Source organism: Brachybacterium sp. SYSU DS0246, from assembly GCF_059391765.1.
Genome location: NZ_JBZXYT010000009.1, coordinates 60,184 through 77,401 on the forward strand (window position 1 = coordinate 60,184; position 17,218 = coordinate 77,401).

A 17,218-nucleotide genomic window follows, 5' to 3' on the forward strand; every position below is an offset into this window, starting at 1 on the left:
TCCGAAGGACCGGACTCCCGGACAGACTGAACGGCCCGTGCTCGATGCACGGGCCGTTCAGTCTGTGAGGAGAAGGTGCTGTACCGGGAGCGGGCCGGCCTCTCAGCTGCGGAGGCGACCTCGTGGCCGCGCCGTGCCGTGCTGTTGCGCCGATCTCAGCGAGGTGACTCGCCGTGCTTGACCTGAGCGCGGGGGAGCCGGAAGCGACGGATCTGGATCGCTCGCATGATGCCGTAGCCCACCAGTCCACTGCCGACCTCGCCGTACTCCTCGGACAGGCGCCGGCGCAGACGGCGGCGCAGCATGAACGAATCGATCACGCACAGAGCGATGCCGCCCCACAGCACGACGATCATCCCCGTGCTCATCAGCATGTACAGATCCGGTCGGATCAAGGGCATGATCAGCGCGACCAGCATGAAGATCAGTGCGACGGGGAAGAAGTACTCGGCGATATTGCGGCGCGAGTCCACGAGGTCCCGCACCAGGCGGCGCTCGGGGCCGCGATGCTGGAGCGGCATCTTCTTCTCATCGCCCGTCATCAGCGCCTGCTGCGCTTCCGCGCGCTGCACCCGGGCGCGCTCCCGATCGCGCCGACGGGCTTCCTTGCGGTCATCGACCACGAGCGGACGCCGGCGGGCGGCTTCGGCCTCTTTGCGGGTACGGGTGGGCCGCCCCTTCGATCCGGGGCGGGTGGTCTGCACCGGTTCGGGGGGCTCGGGAGTCTCGGACTTGCGGAATATCACCGGGGCATTCTAGGCGAACCCACCTGGGATTACCCGGTGCGCGCCGCGCAGGGGCCTGGCCCGGCCGCCGCGGCTCGACCCGTGTCAGCGGTACCGTGGCGAGCATGACGAGCTCGAACGAACCTTCCCAGAACCCTGCCGTGACCGGCGATGCCACGTCGGTCGACGCGCTGCGTGAGCGGCTCGAGCCACTGCTGCCGTCGGCGATCGCGGACATCGAGGCCCTGGTGCGCATCCCGTCGGTCGCCTTCGACGGATACGACCGGGAACCGGTGCGGCGCAGCGCGGAAGCGGTCGCCGAGCTGCTCAGGGGCGCCGGGATGGCCGACGTCACGATCGAATCGGTCGCCGACGGGGCTCCCGCAGTCATCGGCCGCACCCCGGCGGCCGAGGGACGCCCGACCGTGCTGCTGTACGCCCACCACGATGTCCAGCCCACCGGCGATCCCGCCGACTGGAGCAGCCCGCCGTTCGAGCCGGTCCAGCGGGGGCGCCGGCTCTACGGCCGCGGCGCCGCCGACGACAAGGCCGGTGTGATGGCCCATGTGACGGCACTGCGCCTGGTGGGGGAGGAGCTGGCGGCCGATGGCATCGGGGTCACCGTCTTCGTCGAGGGCGAGGAGGAGGCGGGATCCCCGACCTTCCGCCCGTTCATCGAAGCGCACCGTGAGGCGCTCGCGGCCGACGTCATCATCGTCGCCGACTCGGCCAACTGGGCCGTGGGCACCCCAGCGCTGACCACCAGCCTGCGCGGCCTGGTGGATGTGGTCGTGGAGGTGCGCACGCTCGAGCATGCAGTGCACTCCGGCCTGTTCGGAGGACCCGTCCTGGACTCCCTCACCCAGCTCTCGAGGCTCCTGGCGACCCTGCACGACGAGAACGGCGAGGTCGCCGTCGACGGACTCGTACGAGGGCCGGACCCCGTGGTCGAGACGGACGAGGCGGATTATCGTCGTGACGCCGGCGTCCCGCAGGGCCTGGAGCTCGCGGGCACAGGTCCGCTCAGTGCACGGCTCTGGACCCGCCCCGCGCTCTCCGTCATCGGAATCGACGCGCCCCCTGTGCGGGAGGCCTCGAACACGCTGGTCCCGGTCTCCCGCGCGAAGCTGTCGCTGCGCATCCCCCCGGGCGAGGACCCGGATTCGGCAATGGAGGCACTGGTCTCGCACCTGGAGCGGCATACCCCGGCCGCGGCCGAGGTCACGGTCCATCGCGGCGAGACGGGCAAGCCGTACAGCGCCCGCCAGGACTCTCCGGCGATGAGGCTTGCCCGCGGCGCGCTCGCGGACGCCTGGGGGACGGAGGCGGTGGACACCGGACTCGGCGGCTCCATTCCGTTCATCGCCGACCTCCTCGAGGTGTTCCCGCAGGCCGACGTCCTGGTCACCGGTGTCGAGGATCCCGAATCGCGAGCCCATGGCATCGACGAGTCCCTGCACCTGGACGAGTTCGCCCGGGTGTGCCTCGCCGAAGCGCTGCTGCTGCGCGGCGCCGGCTCCCTCCGCGGCGACGACGCATGAACGGCTCCGACCGCCGACCCCAGCAGCAGCCGAGCCAGGGCCGGACCACCGTCTCGCCACTGGCCATCCCGCTGCTGTTCGCGGGGCTGATGATCGGCTTCTTCGCGGGATACTTCTTCCTGTGGTGGGGGATCCTCGCCGTCCTCGCCGTCGCCCTGGGCGCGCTGTGGATGGTGCTGGCCGGTCACAGCCGCGAGGCGGCCGCCTCCGCGATCGGCGGCGTCGCGGTCGGCTACGTGATCCTGCTTCTGCTGGCCGTCTTCCGCGGGGTGCTGTGACGGCGTGCTCGGACGGCTTCTCGCGCAGCGGGTCACGGCGTCCCGAGGTCACGGGCACGTCGGTCTCGGGGGGAGGCGGATGCCGCGAGTCCACCGGCGACACGCGGGGTGAGCGGGATCGCCCGCAGCGGGCGGTCCCCTTCCGCGCCGGCGAGGCGTACCCTGGGACCACACGAGCATCGAGGAGGACCTCATGACCACGACCACCGAGCGCCCCGCCGCGACGCACGGCGTCACCCTCACGTCCGGTGCGGCGGAGAAGGTCTCGACCCTGCTGGAGCAGGAGGGCCGCGACGACCTGCGCCTGCGTATCGCCGTGCAGCCCGGAGGCTGCTCCGGCCTGATCTACCAGCTCTACTTCGACGAGCGCCTGATGGACGACGACCTGGTCGCCGACTTCGAGGGCGTGGAGGTCATCGTCGACAAGATGAGCTCCCCGTACCTCACCGGTGCGGTGATCGACTTCGCCGACACGATCGAGAAGCAGGGCTTCACGATCGACAACCCCAACGCGCAGAGCTCTTGCGCGTGCGGCGACTCCTTCGGCTGATCCGCCCTCGCGACCACCCTCAGCAGGGGGTCGCGGCGCTCGGCGCACAGCATGATCGGGCCCGGCCCGGTGACGATCTCGTCACCTGGTCGGGCCCGTTTTTGGTCTCAGCACGGCCGTCTGCGCATCACAGGGCGATGACGGCCCGCCGACGGCGCGTGCCGGTGAGCAACGCACCCCGCGAAAGCCGTATGATGACGACGTGCCGTTATGTGCCGGGCCTGAGCGCGGCACTGCCCGCTCTCCGGAGCGGGCGCGGCACCGTGGGCAGGTCCCCGCCCACACCAGTACCAGCTCCGCAGTCCGGAACCTGGCTCGCGCATCGCGCGGGCCGGCCCCCGAGACACGGAGACGACGAGCGGAAGGTCATTCCCTGTGATCCCCCAGGTCCCCCAGCGCTCACGGCGCGGACGCCGCGTGGCCGCGGCAGGCCTCGCCCTGGCCACCCTGGTCCTCTCCGGCTGCACGGACGAGCAGCTGCGCGGCTTCTTGCCCGGCTACTCCGACGGCGAGGTCACCAACCAGACCGGCCGGATCACGGACCTGTGGGTCGGTTCCTGGGTCGTGCTGGTGGCCGTCGGCCTCATCGTGTGGGGTCTGACCATCTGGTGCGCCATCGCCTACCGTCGTCGCAAGAACGAGACGGGCTACCCGATCCAGCTGCGCTACCACGTGCCGCTGGAGATGATGTTCACCCTGCTCCCGGTGGTCATGGTGCTCACGTTCTTCTACTTCACCTCGCGGGACATCCGGGAGATCGAGCACCTCGAGGAGAACCCGGACGTCACCGTCCACGTCGTGGCCAAGCAGTGGAGCTGGGACTTCAGCTACCTCGAGGAGGACGTGCACGAGCCCGCCGGCGTGCAGTCCTTCGCCACCGGCGAGCTGGGCGCGGCCGAGACGCTGCCCGTGCTGTACCTGCCGGTCGATCGCACCGTGGAGTTCCGTCTGGACTCGCGCGATGTCGCGCACTCCTTCTGGGTCGTCGACTTCCTGTACAAGAAGGACACGCTGCCCGGCTTCACCAACGTCTTCCAGGTGACGCCGACGCGCGAGGGCACCTACTTCGGCAAGTGCGCGGAGCTGTGCGGCGAGTACCACTCCGACATGCTCTTCAACGTGAAGGTCGTCTCCCAGGAGGAGTACGACGCTCACATGCAGGAACTGCGCGAGCAGGGCAACACCGGGGAGCTGGGCGTGGACCTGAACCGCAATCAGAAGGAATGGAGCATGCGGGACGAGAACGACGACATCTATCCCGCACCGCGTGAAGACCAGGAGGCCGAGCAGTGAGCGCGCAGACCCCGGTGAGCAGCCCGCAGACGACTGCTCCGGAGCGGTTCGAGCCGGTGGGTTCCACCAGTCTCGGCAAGCGGATGTTCAATCTGCTGACCACGACCGATCACAAGCTGATCGGCATGATGTACCTCGGAATGGGCTTCGCCTTCTTCGGATTCGCGGGCATCCTCGCGCTGATGATGCGTACCGAGCTGTGGGAGCCCGGTCTGCAGGTGGTGGTCTCCAAGGACCAGTACAACCAGCTGTTCACCATGCACGGCACGCTCATGCTGCTGATGTTCGGCACGCCGCTGTTCAACGGCTTCGCCAACTATCTGATGCCGCTGCAGATCGGTGCGGTGGACATGGCGTTCCCGCGCCTGAACATGTTCGCCTTCTGGGTCACGCTGTTCGGCTCGCTCATCGTCGTCGCCGGCTTCCTCACCCCGCAGGGCGCGGCGTCCTTCGGCTGGTTCGCCTACGCACCGCTGTCGGACACCACGTTCACCCCCGGCCTGGGTGGTGATCTCTGGGTCTTCGGCCTGGCCTTGCAGGGCTTCGGGACGATTCTCGGCTCGGTCAACTTCATCACCACGATCCTGTGCATGCGCATGCCCGGCATGACGATGTTCCGGATGCCGATCTTCACCTGGAACACGCTGATCACTGCGGTTCTGGTGCTGATGGCCTTCCCGCCGCTGGCTTCGGCACTGCTGGCTCTGGGCGCGGATCGCCGTTTCGATGCGCAGATCTTCGACGCCGCGAACGGCGGCCCGATCCTCTGGCAGCACCTGTTCTGGTTCTTCGGCCACCCCGAGGTCTACGTGCTCGCGCTGCCCTTCTTCGGTATCGCCTCCGAGATCATCCCGGCGTTCTCGCGCAAGCCGATCTTCGGGTACAAGACCCTGGTGGGCGCCACGATCGCCATCGCCGCTCTCTCGGTCACCGTGTGGGCGCACCACATGTACACCACCGGCGCGGTGATGCTGGACTTCTTCGCCTTCATGACGATGCTGATCGCCGTGCCGACGGGCGTGAAGTTCTTCAACTGGATCGGCACGATGTGGAGGGGATCGCTCACCTTCGAGACCCCGATGCTGTTCACCCTCGGGTTCCTCACCACCTTCATCTTCGGCGGCCTGACGGGCATCATCCTGTCCTCGCCGGTCCTGGACTTCCACCTCTCCGACACGTACTTCGTGGTCGCTCACTTCCACTACGTGATGGCCGGGACCGTGGTGTTCGAGATGTTCGCCGGGTTCTACTTCTGGTGGCCGAAGATGACGGGCTACAAGCTCGATGAGGGACTGGGCAAGATCCACTTCTGGCTCATCACCATCGGCTTCCACCTCACGTTCCTGGTCCAGCACTGGCTGGGCGTCGAGGGCGCTCCCCGGCGCTACGTGAACTACCTGGCCGAGGACAACTTCGGCTGGTTGAACCAGGTCTCCACGGTCGGTGCCTTCGTCATGGGCATCTCGACGCTGCCCTTCCTGCTGAACGTGGTCCTCACCCACATCCGGGGTGAGAAGGTCGCCGTCGACGACCCGTGGGGCTACGGGGCATCGCTGGAGTGGGCGACGTCCTGCCCGCCGCCCCGGCACAACTTCGAGTCCCTGCCCCGCATCCGGTCCGAGCGTCCGGCCTTCGATCTCCATCATCCGGAGGTCGGAATTCAGGACCACATGACGGACCAGGAGCCCGCCGAGAACCCGAGGACGAACTGACATGCGAGCCCTAGCACAAATCTTCTGGATCCTGGGTGTCTTCATCCTGCTCTCCGCCATCGCCTACGGCTTCCTGACGGGTGCCTTCCAGCGATGGGGTGTCGAGACCGCAGGGTTCCCCGCCCTGCTGGCCGCGGCCGGGCTCTCGTTCATGATCGCGATGTTCGCGTCCCTGACCGGGCGCAAGCACAGCCTCGGAGCCTCGGACGACCTGGATGGTGAGGTGGCCGAGGAGCCAGGCGTCCAGGGCAGCTTCTCGCCGTACAGCTGGGCGCCGCTGTGGGCCGCGATCGGCGGAGGCCTGTGCTTCCTCGGCGTGGCCGCCGGCTGGTGGATCTTCGCCTTCGGCGTCCTCTTCGGCATCTACGGTGTGCTGAGCTGGGTGCTGGAATACTCCGTGGGCCAGCACGCGCACTGAGGTCTTTCGACCCTCCCGCCGAGACACCGCCCTTCGCCCTGATCGGGGAAGGGGAGTCGCGAAGGCCCCGCATCGATCCGTTCGACGCGGGGCCTTCAGCATGCGATGTCGCGATCGCTGAGCTCTCGTAGTCGGCTGCGGCGCAGTGGGGGGCACTTCGAACGGGACCCCCACACCTCCCCGGACCCCGCGGGTCCCACGGCCTCCACGGCTCCCGCGAGGCCCATGAGTCTCCCGCGTCCCGCGGGCCGCACCGCCGCCCTCGGGACGCTCCGCGGGCGGAGCCAGGGGAGCGTCCGGTTCTGGCTTCGCAGGTGGACAACCCACGCGGTACCGGTGAACAGCACGATAGCGCTGTAGCACTATGGACAGCAGTATTGAGCTGTATGGACCGCCCTGGTTCCTGGGGCGTGAGACGCTGCGGGTGCTAGCGTGTCGGCACGAGCCGTTGCACCGAGCTCAGCGCCCGAGCACCGGCACCGACGACGGACCAGGAGGCGTTCATGATGATCGGCGATGGAGCAGATCTTGTCGGCCGCGCCGAGCGCGAAGTCCGCGGCATCTTCGCGGACGAGGGTGCCCTCGAGCGAGCGGTCGCCTGGGCATCGGAGGTGCTCGCCAAGGACGGTATCGACCCGTCGGCCCAGCAGTTCCGGGCGATGCGGTCCTTGTGCCGCGCGGAGCGGCGGCTCAGCCTGACCGGTGCTCGCTATCTCGTCAACGCCACCTCCGGCCGGGGGAACCGTCGCGCGGCTCCACGCAGCCCGATCCTCGAGTAGGACCCGGCGGCTGGTGTCCCGGTCCTCGGCGAAGTGCCCGCGGTGTGCGCGGCGTCCGAGCCCTCTGAAGGGGCTCTCCGCCCACCGGACCATATAGCTGTGCCGAGACCTGCCGGCAGCATGATGAAGGGCCCCGGGAAACGTTCCCGGGGCCCTTCATGATGCTCAGCGAGGCGTCAGCGGATCATCCTGCGTGGTGCTGCTTCTCGGCCGGCGTGCGGTAGTCGCCGCCGGTGGCCTCGTCGATCTTGTGCTTCTCATGGTGCGAGTGCTCGAGGGCCTCACGCAGCTCGGCCGGGGTGACCGGCTCGATCTGATCCTTGAAGAAGAAGCTCGTCGCCTTGGCCCGGAGCGAGGAGACGCCCTTGCCGGCCTTGAGTGGCCGATAGTCGTCGTGCTGGACGAGGACCCAGCGGTCGTACTCGCTGAGCGGCTCATGGATTTCCAGCATCTCGCCGCCCTCGGTACGCACCACCCGAGAGGTCTCGCGGCCGTGCAGAGCCAGCTCACGCTTCTGTCTCTGGAGCGAGAGGCACAGCCTCTTGGTGATGAAGAAGCACAGGAAGGGCGCGACGAAGATGGCGATCCGGAATGCCCAGGTGAGGTCGTTGATCGACAGTTGCAGTGCGAAGGCGATGAGGTCGTTCGTCGCCGCCAGCGCCAGGATCAGATAGACGCTGATCCATGCGACGCCGAGCCCCGTGCGCACCGGCGCGTTGTACGGGAGGTCATTGAGGTGGTGCTCGCGGTCATCGCCGGTGACCCAGTTCTCGATGAAGGGGTACAGCATCAGAACGGCCAGCAGCAGCCCGTAGACCACCATCGGGATAAGGATGTTCAGCGACACCGCGTACCCGAAGATCGTGAACTCCCACCCGGGGATCAGGCGCAGGCCGCCGTCGGTCCACAGCATGTACCAGTCGGGCTGGGAACCCGCGGAGACGGGGGAGGGGTCGTATGGCCCGTAGACCCAGATGGCGTTGATGGCGGTGGTGGCCGAGATCAGCGTGATGATGCCGAAGACCAGGAAGAAGAAGCCGCCGGCCTTCGCGGCGTAGACCGGGAACACCGGGAAACCGACGACATTGCGCTCGGTGCGGCCGGGCCCGGGGTACTGGGTGTGCTTGTGCAGAACCAGCAGCACCATGTGGATCGCGATCAGTCCCAGGATCATCGCCGGGATGAGCAGGATGTGGATCGTGAACAGGCGCGGGATGATGTCGGTGCCGGGGAACTCTCCGCCGAACAGCAGCATCGAGAGATACGTGCCGATGACCGGGATGCCCTTCATGAGGCCATCGACCACGCGCAGACCGTTGCCTGAGAGCACGTCGTCCGGCAGGGAGTAGCCGGAGAAGCCGGCGGCCATGCCGAGGACCATCAGCAGGAACCCGACGACCCAGTTCAGCTCGCGGGGCTTGCGGAAGGCACCGGTGAAGAACACGCGGAACATGTGCACGAAGATCGCGACCATGAACACCAGTGCAGCCCAGTGATGCATCTGGCGGAACAGCAGGCCCCCGCGGACCTCGAACGAGATCTCCATGGTCGACTCGAACGCGCGGGACATGTGCGCGCCCTGCAGCGCCTCGTACGGACCGGCGTACGTGACCTCCTCCATGGAGGGGTCGAAGAACATGGTCAGGAACGTTCCCGAGATCAGCAGGATGACGAAGCTGTACAGCGCCACCTCGCCGAACATGAACGACCAGTGGTCCGGGAAGATCTTGCGCGCGATGAAGCGGACGAATCCGCCCCCGGCGACGCGCTGGTCGAGCCAGTCCGCACCGATCGCGCCGAGCTTGTACGCACGGCCGTCGGGATCGAAGTCGGAGGTCTGCTTCTGGGGAGTGGGAGTCGTGGTCGTCACGTGATCACTTGTCCTTGTGGATGTCCCAGAAGCTGGGACCGATCGGCTCGGGGAAGTCGCCGCTGGCCACCAGGTAGCCCTCGTCGTCGACCTCGATCGGGAGCTGGGGCAGCGGGCGGTGCGCGGGGCCGAAGATCACTTTGGCGCCGTCGGTGACGTCGAAGGTGGACTGATGGCACGGGCACAGCATGTGATGAGTCTGCTGCTCGTACAGCGCGACGGGGCAGCCCACGTGGGTGCAGATCTTCGAGAAGGCCAGGATGCCCTCGACCCCGTTCTTCATGCTCTCCTCGTTCTGGGCGAGCTTCGGGTCGATGCGCACGATGACGGCGGCCGCCTTCGCGCGCTCCTCGAGGAAATGAGGTGTCTCCTCCGTCAGGCCCTCGGGCATGACATGGAAGATCGAGTTCATCGCGACGTCGGCCAGCCGGATCGGCGTGCCGTCGTGGTCTCGGGCCAGGCGCTGGCGCGGGTTCTCGCCCCAGAAGGTGTGGTGGAGCTTGTTCCCCGGCAGCGGGCCGAGTGTCGACAGCGGGGCGAGGACGGCGACCGGCAGGGCGGCCATGGCGGCGACCATGGCGGTGACGATGACCGGGCGACGCCCGATGCCGGATTCGTTCAGCCCGTCGGTGATGATTCCGGCGGCGACCTCGCGGGTCTCCTCGGATCCGCGGATCGCGTGGCGCTCCTCGACCATCTCCTCATCGGGCATCAGGGTCTTGGCCCAGTGCACAGCCGCGGCGCCGATGAAGAACACGGCGATCGCGAGGCCGAGCCCGGTGATCAGGTTCGACCACCACAGCGCCTCCGGGCTCGCCTGCGCGGCGAAGAGGTTCGTGCCGGTCGGGGTCACCACGAAATACGCGGCGATGAAGATCGCGGTGCCCAGCACGGACAGCAGGAACATCCCGGCGACGAGACGCTCGGCGCGCTTGGCGGCGGCGGGGGACTCGTCGGCCTGTCGATGGACGTGCGGCGGCAGGCCCGGGTTCGGGAATCCTCCGCCCTCCTTCGGAGCGACAGCGCTGGCTCCGCGGGCGTGGGAGTCGGGGGAGGCCCCATCGTGATCGTGATTCATGCTCGCATTCACTTCGCCTTCGCCCCCAGCCAGACGGCGACCGACAGGAGCAGGGAGAGGATGATCGTCCAGGCGTACAGGCCTTCGGTCACGGGCCCCAGTGAGCCCAGGGAGATGCCACCGGGTGACCCGGTCTCCTCGAGGGATTCGAGGTAGGTGATCACGTCGCGCTTGTCCTCGGGGGTCAGGCTCGTCTCGTTGAACACGGGCATGTTCTGCGGCCCGGTGTCCATGGCCTCGTAGATGTGCTTGGGCTCGACGCCCTCGAGCTCCGGGGCGTACTTGCCGCGCGTGAGCGCACCGCCGGCGCCGGCCGCGTTGTGGCACATGGCGCAGTTGATGCGGAAGATCTCTCCGCCCTGGGTGGCATCACCCTGGGAGGTGTCGAGGTACTCCTCGTCGGGCACTGCGGGGCCGGGGCCGAGGGAGGCGACGTAAGCCGCCAGCTGACGGGTCTGCTCCTCGTTCATCTGCGGGGGCTTGCGCTGCGCCTGTGCGCCCGAGTTCTGCATGGGCATGCGACCGGTGCCGACCTGGAAGTCGACGGCCGCGGCACCCACGCCGATCAGCGACGGGCCCAGTGTGCTGCCGTCGGAGTCGGTCAGGCCCTGCCCGCTGCGACCGTGGCAGGTGGCGCAGTTGGCCAGGAACAGCGCTTCCCCGGCGTCGACGTCGTCCTGCGTGTAGGTCTCCGCCTGGGCTGTCTGCGGCTGGAACGCGGCGTACAGCCCGCCGGTCGCGACGAGGGCGAGCAGCAGGATCACGAGTAGCGCCATCGGATGATGACGTCGTGCGGCGAGTGCCTTCACGGTTCGGACCTCGATTCGTGGAGGGGACGAGCAGGGGCGGGAGGGGAGCTGCGGCGCGCACCAGGCGGGGGAGCCTGTGCGGGCGCGGGGATCAGAAGATGCTCCAGTCGAAGTCGACGGGCACGGCGTGGCCCGGGCTGGTGCCGGTCATGATCGGATCCAGCAGGTAGACCACGAAGAACAGGCCCACCCAGACCACATCGACGAAGTGCCAGTAGTACGAGATGCAGATCGCGGAGACCTGCTCGTGCTGGGTGAAGGACTCCGCCATGAAGGACCGCATCATCACCATCAGGAAGGCGATCAGACCGCCGACCACGTGGATGCCGTGGAAGCCCGTGGCGAGGTAGAAGATCGAGCCGAACGGGGAGGACGAGAGCGTCACGCCCTCGTGGATGAGCTCGGTGTACTCGTAGGCCTGCCCGGAGACGAAGACCGCGCCCATGACGAAGGTCAGCGTGTACCACTCGATCATGCCCCACCCGGCGACGTTGAAGATCGAGCCGGTGCGGGCCTTGCGCGGGGCGAAGGGCTTGCCCCAGGGGAACTGGCCCTCGGCCAGGAACACACCCATCTGGCAGGTGAACGAGCTGGCGACCAGGATGATGGTGTTCACCATGGCGAAGCCGTGAGTGAAGTTCGCCTCGCCGTCGGCGAACGTCTCCGGCGCCATCGAGCGCAACGTGAAGAACATGGCGAACAGCCCGCCGAAGAACATCAGTTCGCTGGCGAGCCAGACGATCGTGCCGATCTGCGTCGGGTTCGGGCGGCCTACCGCTGGGGCAGCGGCGGCGGAGCGCTCAGGCAGGGTCGCAGTAGTCACGTCACCATTATGTCGTGTCGTCAGATTCGGCGTGCCGGGTCACGACGCCCGACCACACCGCGGGGCAGCGCCCCGGGGCGGACGACGTCAGCATATCCCTCCTGACGGCCTGTCACGAACGGGGACACGCTCCGTCCGGCTCGCGGGATCGGTGCAGGTGATCGCCGCATGCGGGGTCGTGATCGCTCCGTGATCCGATCCGTGATCCTCGCGACGGCCGGGCGTCCCGAAGTGCCATGATCGGGGCATGAGCGAGAACATCCCGACCTGGCCCCGGATCACGTCGCGCCTCGTGCGTGGTGAAGAGCTCGAGGCCGGCGAGGCGTCGTGGGCGATGGACGAGGTCATGTCCGGAAACACGACGCCGGTCCAGCTCGCCGGGTTCCTGGTGTCGCTGCAGGCCAAGGGCGTCACCAGTGGGGAGCTCGCCGCTCTGGCGGATGCGATGGTCTCGCATGCGCGGCCGGTGCGCGTCCCGTCGCGCGCTGTCGACATCGTCGGTACCGGCGGCGATCTGGCTCATACCGTGAACATCTCCACCATGGCCTCCATGGTCATCGCCTCGACGGGCCGCGCGGTGGTCAAGCACGGAAACCGGGCCTCGAGCTCGAGATCCGGCTCGGCCGACGTGCTCGAGGCGCTCGGCGTGCGCCTGGACCTGCCCGTGCCCGCGGTCGAGGAGCTGGTCGAGGAGATCGGGATGACATTCCTGTTCGCGCAGGTCTTCCACCCGTCGATGCGGTTCGCTGCGGAGGCCCGCAAGGGGCTGGGCATCCCCACCGTGATGAACATCCTGGGTCCCATCACCAATCCCGGCCGGCCCCGGGCGAGTGCGGTGGGCGTGGCCGACGCCACGATCGCGCCGACCGTCGCCGGCGTGTTCGCCGCTCGCGGCACCAGTGCCCTGGTCTTCCGTGGCCAGGACGGGCTGGACGAGCTCACCGTCACCGCTGCCTCCGACGTCTGGGAGGTGCGAGGCGGCGAGGTCCGTGAGCACTCGCTGGACCCGGAGCTCCTGCTGGGTATCCCGCGCAGCGGTCACGACGCGCTGCGCGGCGGCACCGCCGAGGAGAACGCGGAGGTGACTCGGGAGCTCTTCGCCGGGGCCCGCGACGGGCGGATGGGGCCGATCCGTGACGCGGTGCTGCTGAACGCGGCGGCCGGCGTGCTCGCCTTCGACGGGATCGATCAGGCGGCGGCCGACGGGTTCGAGGAGCGGTTCGCAGCCGCGTTCGCGGAGGCCCGGGACGCGTTGGACTCGGGGCGTCCTGCGGAGCTGGTCCGGCGTTGGGCTATCGCCTCGCGGGAAGCGGCCGCCGAGGACGGCTGAGGCCGTCGGCTCAGCCCTCGATGCCGAGGTCGAACGCGGCGTCCAGATCTCGCGTGGAGTAGGTCTTGAAGGCGATGTTCGTCGTGGTGTCGAGGATGCCCTGGACCTTCCCGAGATGCCCCGCGATGACGTCCGCGAGATCCTCGTGACGGCGCACCCGCACGACGGCGATCAGGTCGACGTCGCCGGTGACCGAGTACACCTGCTCGACGCCGTCGAGATCGACGACGGCCTCGGCGACCTCGGGGATGCGGGCGGACTCGACGACGATCGAGACGATGGCGGTGATCATGGCTTCTCCTCGGACGGGGCGCAGGGCGCGCCGGGACGTGTGCTCCGAGCCTAATCCGCGATCGGCGCCGCGAGTGCGGTCGTCCGGGCGAAGCGCTCCGCGAGCAGCTCGGCGTCGAAGCGAGCCCTCGCGGGCACATGCCACTCGCCCTCCATCAGCACCGTGCGCACGCCCTCGCCGTCGAGCCAGCTGAGCAGGATCTCCGCCTCCTGGTGGTAGCCCTGGCACAGCGGGGCGGCGAGCTCCGCCTCCCCGGTGCCGGTCACGGCCAGGGAGCGCGCGACTGCCAAGGGGTCGGCGTGGGAGGGCACCAGAGCCGTGCCGGCGAAACGGCCGTGCCGCACCGCCAGCAGCTCCCATCCGCGCCCGCCGATCACGCCCTCCGTGCTGGGCCGGGCGGCGATCAGCAGCGGCACCTCGCAGATCGCCCGCAGCCGGGAGGCGCGACGCGCGGCCGCGAGGTACATCCCCGCCAGGCGCCGCAGCTTCTCGGCGTCCTCGTAGCGACCGGCCGAGACGTGGCCTCGCATGCGGGCGGCGACATGGTCGAGGACCTCGCGGGGGTCGGCGAGCATCGCGTGGCGGATGCGATCCCGGTGCCCGGCCTCAGCGCGGGCACCGCGCCCGGAGGCCTGCTCGAACGCCGCCCCGCGGCCCAGGATCGCGTCGGTGAGCAGCCCGCGCAGGGGCTCGACGTCGTGCCGGGAGGACAGCGGGCCGATCTGGGCGGAGCCGTCGGCCTCCGGGCGCGCGATCCGTGCCGCGCGCAGCCCCTCGGAGCCCGAGCCGAGACGGAGCCACACCGCCTTCTCGGGGGAGAGCCCATGCCGGTTCGTCGGCGGCTTCTTCGCCGCGATGATCCGCAGCTCGCGCACCGCGGCCTCGGTCGGCGTGGTGCACTCCAGCACGTCGACCGACTCGGCGCGCGGCAGCATGTCCAGCACCTTGCGCCGGGTCTCGGCCGCCGTGAAGTACGTGCGCACCCGGGAGCGCAGATTCCGGGAGGTGCCCACGTACAGCACGCCTCCGTGGGCGTCGAGGAACTGGTACACGCCGGGAACCGAAGGAACCGTCTCGGCCAGGTGCTTCTTGCGCAGCTGCACCGGTGTGGCGCGGCGATGCGCGGAGGAGAGGTCCTCGAGGGTGGCGGCGCCGCGCGGTCCCAGCCGGTCGATGATCGCGTGCAGGACGTCCACCGTGGCCCGGGCATCCGAGAGCGCCCGGTGGTCAGGGGTGATGCTCGCTCCGACGTGCGCCGCCAGGGTGGAGAGCTTGTGGTCGCGCACCTCGTCGCGCCGGAAGACCGTCCGCGCCAGAGCCAGGGTGTCCAGCACCAGCGGCCGCGGCCACCCGATGTCGCAGCGGGCGGCCTGGGCGGTCAGGAACGAGATGTCGAACCGTGCGTTGTGCGCCACCAGGGCGGCGTCGCCGACGAAGTCCAGGAACATCGGCAGCACTGTGCGGATCGACGGGGCACCGGCCACCGAGGCGTCCGAGATCCCCGTCAGGGAGGCGATGTACGCCGGGATCTGGCGCTCCGGATCGACGAAGGTGCGGAACTCGCCGAGCACCTCCCCGCCGCGCACCTTGACCGCCCCGATCTCGGTGATGGCGTCGGCCCTCGGGTCGGTGCCGGTGGTCTCGAGGTCGACGACGACGAGGGTGGCGTCCACCAGCGGGGTGCCGAGATCATCGAAGCTCAGCTGGCGGCGCGCGGACATGGCCGCACACTACGACGCGGCCCTGACCATCGGAGGTGCCCGATGGTCCCGGCGCTCAGGACACCGGCTTGGACCCGGAGTAAATGCGCTCGATGACCTCGGAGAGGTCCTGGACGACGACGTTGCGCTTGAGCTTCATCGAGGGCGTGAGATAGCCGTTCTCCTCCGTGAAATCCGTCTCGATGACCTCGAACGCGCGGATCGACTCGGCGCGGGAGACGGACTGGTTGGCCTTGTCGACGGCCGTCTGCAGCTCGGCGCGCACGGCCGGGTCCTGGGCCGCCTGCGCGATCGTCATCTCCTCCATCCCGTTGTTCTTCAGCCAGGTCGGGAGCATCTCGGCGTCCAGCGTCAGGATGGCGGCGACGAACGGCCGCTGATCGCCGATCACGACGCACTGGCTGATCAGCGGATGCGCGCGCAGCTGATCCTCGAGCTGGGCGGGCGAGATGTTCTTGCCGCCCGCGGTGACGATGACCTCCTTGCTGCGGCCGGTGATGGTCAGCGTGCCGTCCTCGCCCAGCGAGCCGATGTCCCCGGTGCGGAACCAGCCGTCGCGGAGGGCCTCGGCGGTGGCCTCGGGGTTGTTGTGGTAGCCCTTGAAGACCATGACGCCCTTGACGAGGATCTCGCCGTCGTCATCGATGGCGACCGTGGATCCCGGAAGCGGCGGGCCCACGGTGCCCGGCTTGACCGCCCAGGGCAGGTTCACGCAGATCGGGGCGGTGGTCTCGGTCAGGCCGTAGCCCTCGAGGATGGTCACGCCGATACCGCGGAAGAAATGGGCCAGGCGGGCGCCCAGCGGCGCACCGCCGGAGACGGCCCAGGTGACCTGGCCGCCCATGGCCTCACGCAGCTTCCCGAAGACCAGCTTGTCGAACACGGCGTGCCGGAGCCTGAGGGGCAGGGGCACCTTTCCGCTCGACTGCGCCCGGGAGTAGGCGATCGCGGTCTCGGCCGCGGCGCTGAAGATCTTGCCGCGGCCGCCGGCGATCGCCTTGGCCTCCGCGCCGTTGTAGACCTTCTCGAACACTCGCGGCACGGCGAGCAGGAAGGTGGGTCTGAAGGCGGCGAGATCCGGCAGCAGGTTCTTGGTGTCCGGGGTGAAGGCGGTGGTGATCGGCCAGGACGCGGCCAGGACCGAGATGAGCCGTGCGAACACGTGCGCCATCGGCAGGAACATCAGCATCCGCGACCCCGGGGGCAGCACGTGCGTGCCCAGCAGGTTCAGGGCGCTGCGCGTGGTGTCCACGAAGTTGGCGTGGGTGAGCTCGGCGCCCTTGGGGCGGCCGGTGGTGCCCGAGGTGTAGATGATGGTCGCCACGTCCGCCAGGCCGCGCGAGGTGCGCCGGGCTTCGAGCTCCTCGTCGCTGACATCGCGGCCGCGCTGCTTGAGCTCGTCCAGGATGCCGTCCTCGATGACGCCGATGCGTTCCAGCGCGGGCAGTTCGCCGCGCACCGATTCCACGTCCTCCGCGTGCCTCGTCGCCTCGACCAGGGCGTAGCGCGCCCCGGAGTCGGAGGCGATCCATTGGATCTGGCTGGGGGAGGAGGTCTCGTAGATCGGCACGCTGACCGCTCCGGTCCACCACACGGCCCAATCGGCGAGCGTCCACTCGTAGCGGGTGCGGGAGAGGATCGCGACCACATCACCGGTCTCGACCCCACCGGCGATCAGTCCCTTGGCGACCTGCTTGACGTCCTCGATGAAGTCGGCGGTGGCCATCGGGGTGTAGCCGCCGTCGGGGTTCGCGTGCTCGAAGATCGGCACGGAGGGGTTCGAGCGCAGTCGCCCGAGGAGGAGATCGGTGGTGTTCTCGTCGGGCCGGCTCTCATGCTGTGGGGCAGTGGTGTACTGCTTCATCGAATCTCCTTCGATCCGGGCCGGGCGCTCGTGCCCGGCGTACCGGCCGCCTGCCCGGAAGCGCTGGTGGGGTGACCACGATCTTACGGCAGGCCGATCTACGATGTACGACAGCAGGCTGACGGGCCGGCTGGC

The 17,218-nt window shown here is 68.9% G+C and carries 16 protein-coding genes; 8 read left to right on the forward strand and 8 right to left on the reverse strand.

Translation table 11 applies throughout. The features are described from left to right. Positions 1 to 155 precede the first annotated feature (155 nt). On the reverse strand, positions 156 to 746 hold the full coding sequence (locus AC5020_RS06190; RefSeq protein WP_377020079.1) for a DUF3043 domain-containing protein: 591 nt from the start codon (positions 744 to 746) through the stop codon (positions 156 to 158). A 104-nt stretch (positions 747 to 850) separates the two neighbouring features. Here AC5020_RS06190 and AC5020_RS06195 point away from each other — a divergent pair, with 104 nt between their 5' ends. The 7 genes from AC5020_RS06195 (at position 851) to AC5020_RS06225 (ending at position 7,296) form a co-directional block, all read left to right on the forward strand. After that, the gene (locus tag AC5020_RS06195) at positions 851 to 2,266 is read left to right on the forward strand and encodes a dipeptidase (RefSeq protein ID WP_464987602.1); all 1,416 of its coding nucleotides are present in this window, start codon (positions 851 to 853) and stop codon (positions 2,264 to 2,266) included. Then, positions 2,263 to 2,544, forward strand: a complete 282-nt coding sequence (locus AC5020_RS06200; protein ID WP_464987603.1) for a hypothetical protein — start codon at positions 2,263 to 2,265, stop codon at positions 2,542 to 2,544. The genes AC5020_RS06195 and AC5020_RS06200 overlap by 4 nt, the downstream gene beginning before the upstream one ends. Before the next feature lie 193 nt (positions 2,545 to 2,737). Further along, positions 2,738 to 3,094, forward strand: coding sequence for an iron-sulfur cluster insertion protein ErpA (gene erpA, locus AC5020_RS06205; protein ID WP_377020076.1), 357 nt, complete (start codon positions 2,738 to 2,740; stop codon positions 3,092 to 3,094). 375 nt (positions 3,095 to 3,469) lie between these two features. Then, a complete protein-coding gene (gene ctaC, locus AC5020_RS06210; protein WP_377020075.1) occupies positions 3,470 to 4,387 on the forward strand; it encodes an aa3-type cytochrome oxidase subunit II in 918 nt (305 codons plus the stop codon). 56 nt (positions 4,388 to 4,443) lie between these two features. Continuing rightward, positions 4,444 to 6,099: an aa3-type cytochrome oxidase subunit I gene (ctaD, locus tag AC5020_RS06215; protein WP_494564404.1), complete on the forward strand. Its 1,656-nt coding sequence runs from the start codon at positions 4,444 to 4,446 to the stop codon at positions 6,097 to 6,099. 1 nt (position 6,100) lies between these two features. Continuing rightward, positions 6,101 to 6,517, forward strand: coding sequence for an aa3-type cytochrome oxidase subunit IV (gene ctaF / locus AC5020_RS06220; RefSeq protein WP_464987604.1), 417 nt, complete (start codon positions 6,101 to 6,103; stop codon positions 6,515 to 6,517). A 503-nt stretch (positions 6,518 to 7,020) separates the two neighbouring features. Then, complete coding sequence (locus AC5020_RS06225; RefSeq protein ID WP_377793853.1) at positions 7,021 to 7,296, forward strand: hypothetical protein; 276 nt, start codon at positions 7,021 to 7,023, stop codon at positions 7,294 to 7,296. Positions 7,297 to 7,480: 184 nt separating this feature from the next. Here the strand turns inward: AC5020_RS06225 and qcrB are convergent, their stop codons facing one another. The 4 genes from qcrB to ctaE form a co-directional block, all read right to left on the reverse strand. Continuing rightward, positions 7,481 to 9,166 carry a cytochrome bc1 complex cytochrome b subunit gene (qcrB, locus tag AC5020_RS06230; RefSeq protein WP_377020072.1) on the reverse strand — a complete coding sequence of 562 codons (1,686 nt, stop codon included), beginning with the start codon at positions 9,164 to 9,166 and terminating at the stop codon, positions 7,481 to 7,483. Between the two features lie 4 nt (positions 9,167 to 9,170). Continuing rightward, on the reverse strand, positions 9,171 to 10,244 hold the full coding sequence (gene qcrA / locus AC5020_RS06235; protein WP_464987605.1) for a cytochrome bc1 complex Rieske iron-sulfur subunit: 1,074 nt from the start codon (positions 10,242 to 10,244) through the stop codon (positions 9,171 to 9,173). Between the two features lie 8 nt (positions 10,245 to 10,252). Further along, on the reverse strand, positions 10,253 to 11,053 hold the full coding sequence (gene qcrC / locus AC5020_RS06240) for a cytochrome bc1 complex diheme cytochrome c subunit (protein ID WP_377020070.1): 801 nt from the start codon (positions 11,051 to 11,053) through the stop codon (positions 10,253 to 10,255). Between the two features lie 91 nt (positions 11,054 to 11,144). Continuing rightward, positions 11,145 to 11,876 carry an aa3-type cytochrome oxidase subunit III gene (gene ctaE / locus AC5020_RS06245; RefSeq protein ID WP_377020069.1) on the reverse strand — a complete coding sequence of 244 codons (732 nt, stop codon included), beginning with the start codon at positions 11,874 to 11,876 and terminating at the stop codon, positions 11,145 to 11,147. Positions 11,877 to 12,123: 247 nt separating this feature from the next. Here ctaE and trpD point away from each other — a divergent pair, with 247 nt between their 5' ends. Continuing rightward, on the forward strand, positions 12,124 to 13,206 hold the full coding sequence (trpD, locus tag AC5020_RS06250) for an anthranilate phosphoribosyltransferase (protein WP_464987607.1): 1,083 nt from the start codon (positions 12,124 to 12,126) through the stop codon (positions 13,204 to 13,206). Positions 13,207 to 13,216: 10 nt separating this feature from the next. Here trpD and AC5020_RS06255 read toward each other — a convergent pair whose 3' ends face one another. From AC5020_RS06255 to AC5020_RS06265, 3 genes are read right to left on the reverse strand one after another with little or no spacing between them, the layout of a single operon-like run. Further along, positions 13,217 to 13,498, reverse strand: coding sequence for an Lrp/AsnC family transcriptional regulator (locus AC5020_RS06255; RefSeq protein WP_377020067.1), 282 nt, complete (start codon positions 13,496 to 13,498; stop codon positions 13,217 to 13,219). 50 nt (positions 13,499 to 13,548) lie between these two features. Next, positions 13,549 to 15,219: a DEDD exonuclease domain-containing protein gene (locus AC5020_RS06260; protein WP_464987608.1), complete on the reverse strand. Its 1,671-nt coding sequence runs from the start codon at positions 15,217 to 15,219 to the stop codon at positions 13,549 to 13,551. A 55-nt stretch (positions 15,220 to 15,274) separates the two neighbouring features. Then, positions 15,275 to 17,083, reverse strand: a complete 1,809-nt coding sequence (locus AC5020_RS06265) for an AMP-dependent synthetase/ligase (protein WP_377020065.1) — start codon at positions 17,081 to 17,083, stop codon at positions 15,275 to 15,277. Between the last annotated feature and the right edge of the window lie 135 nt (positions 17,084 to 17,218).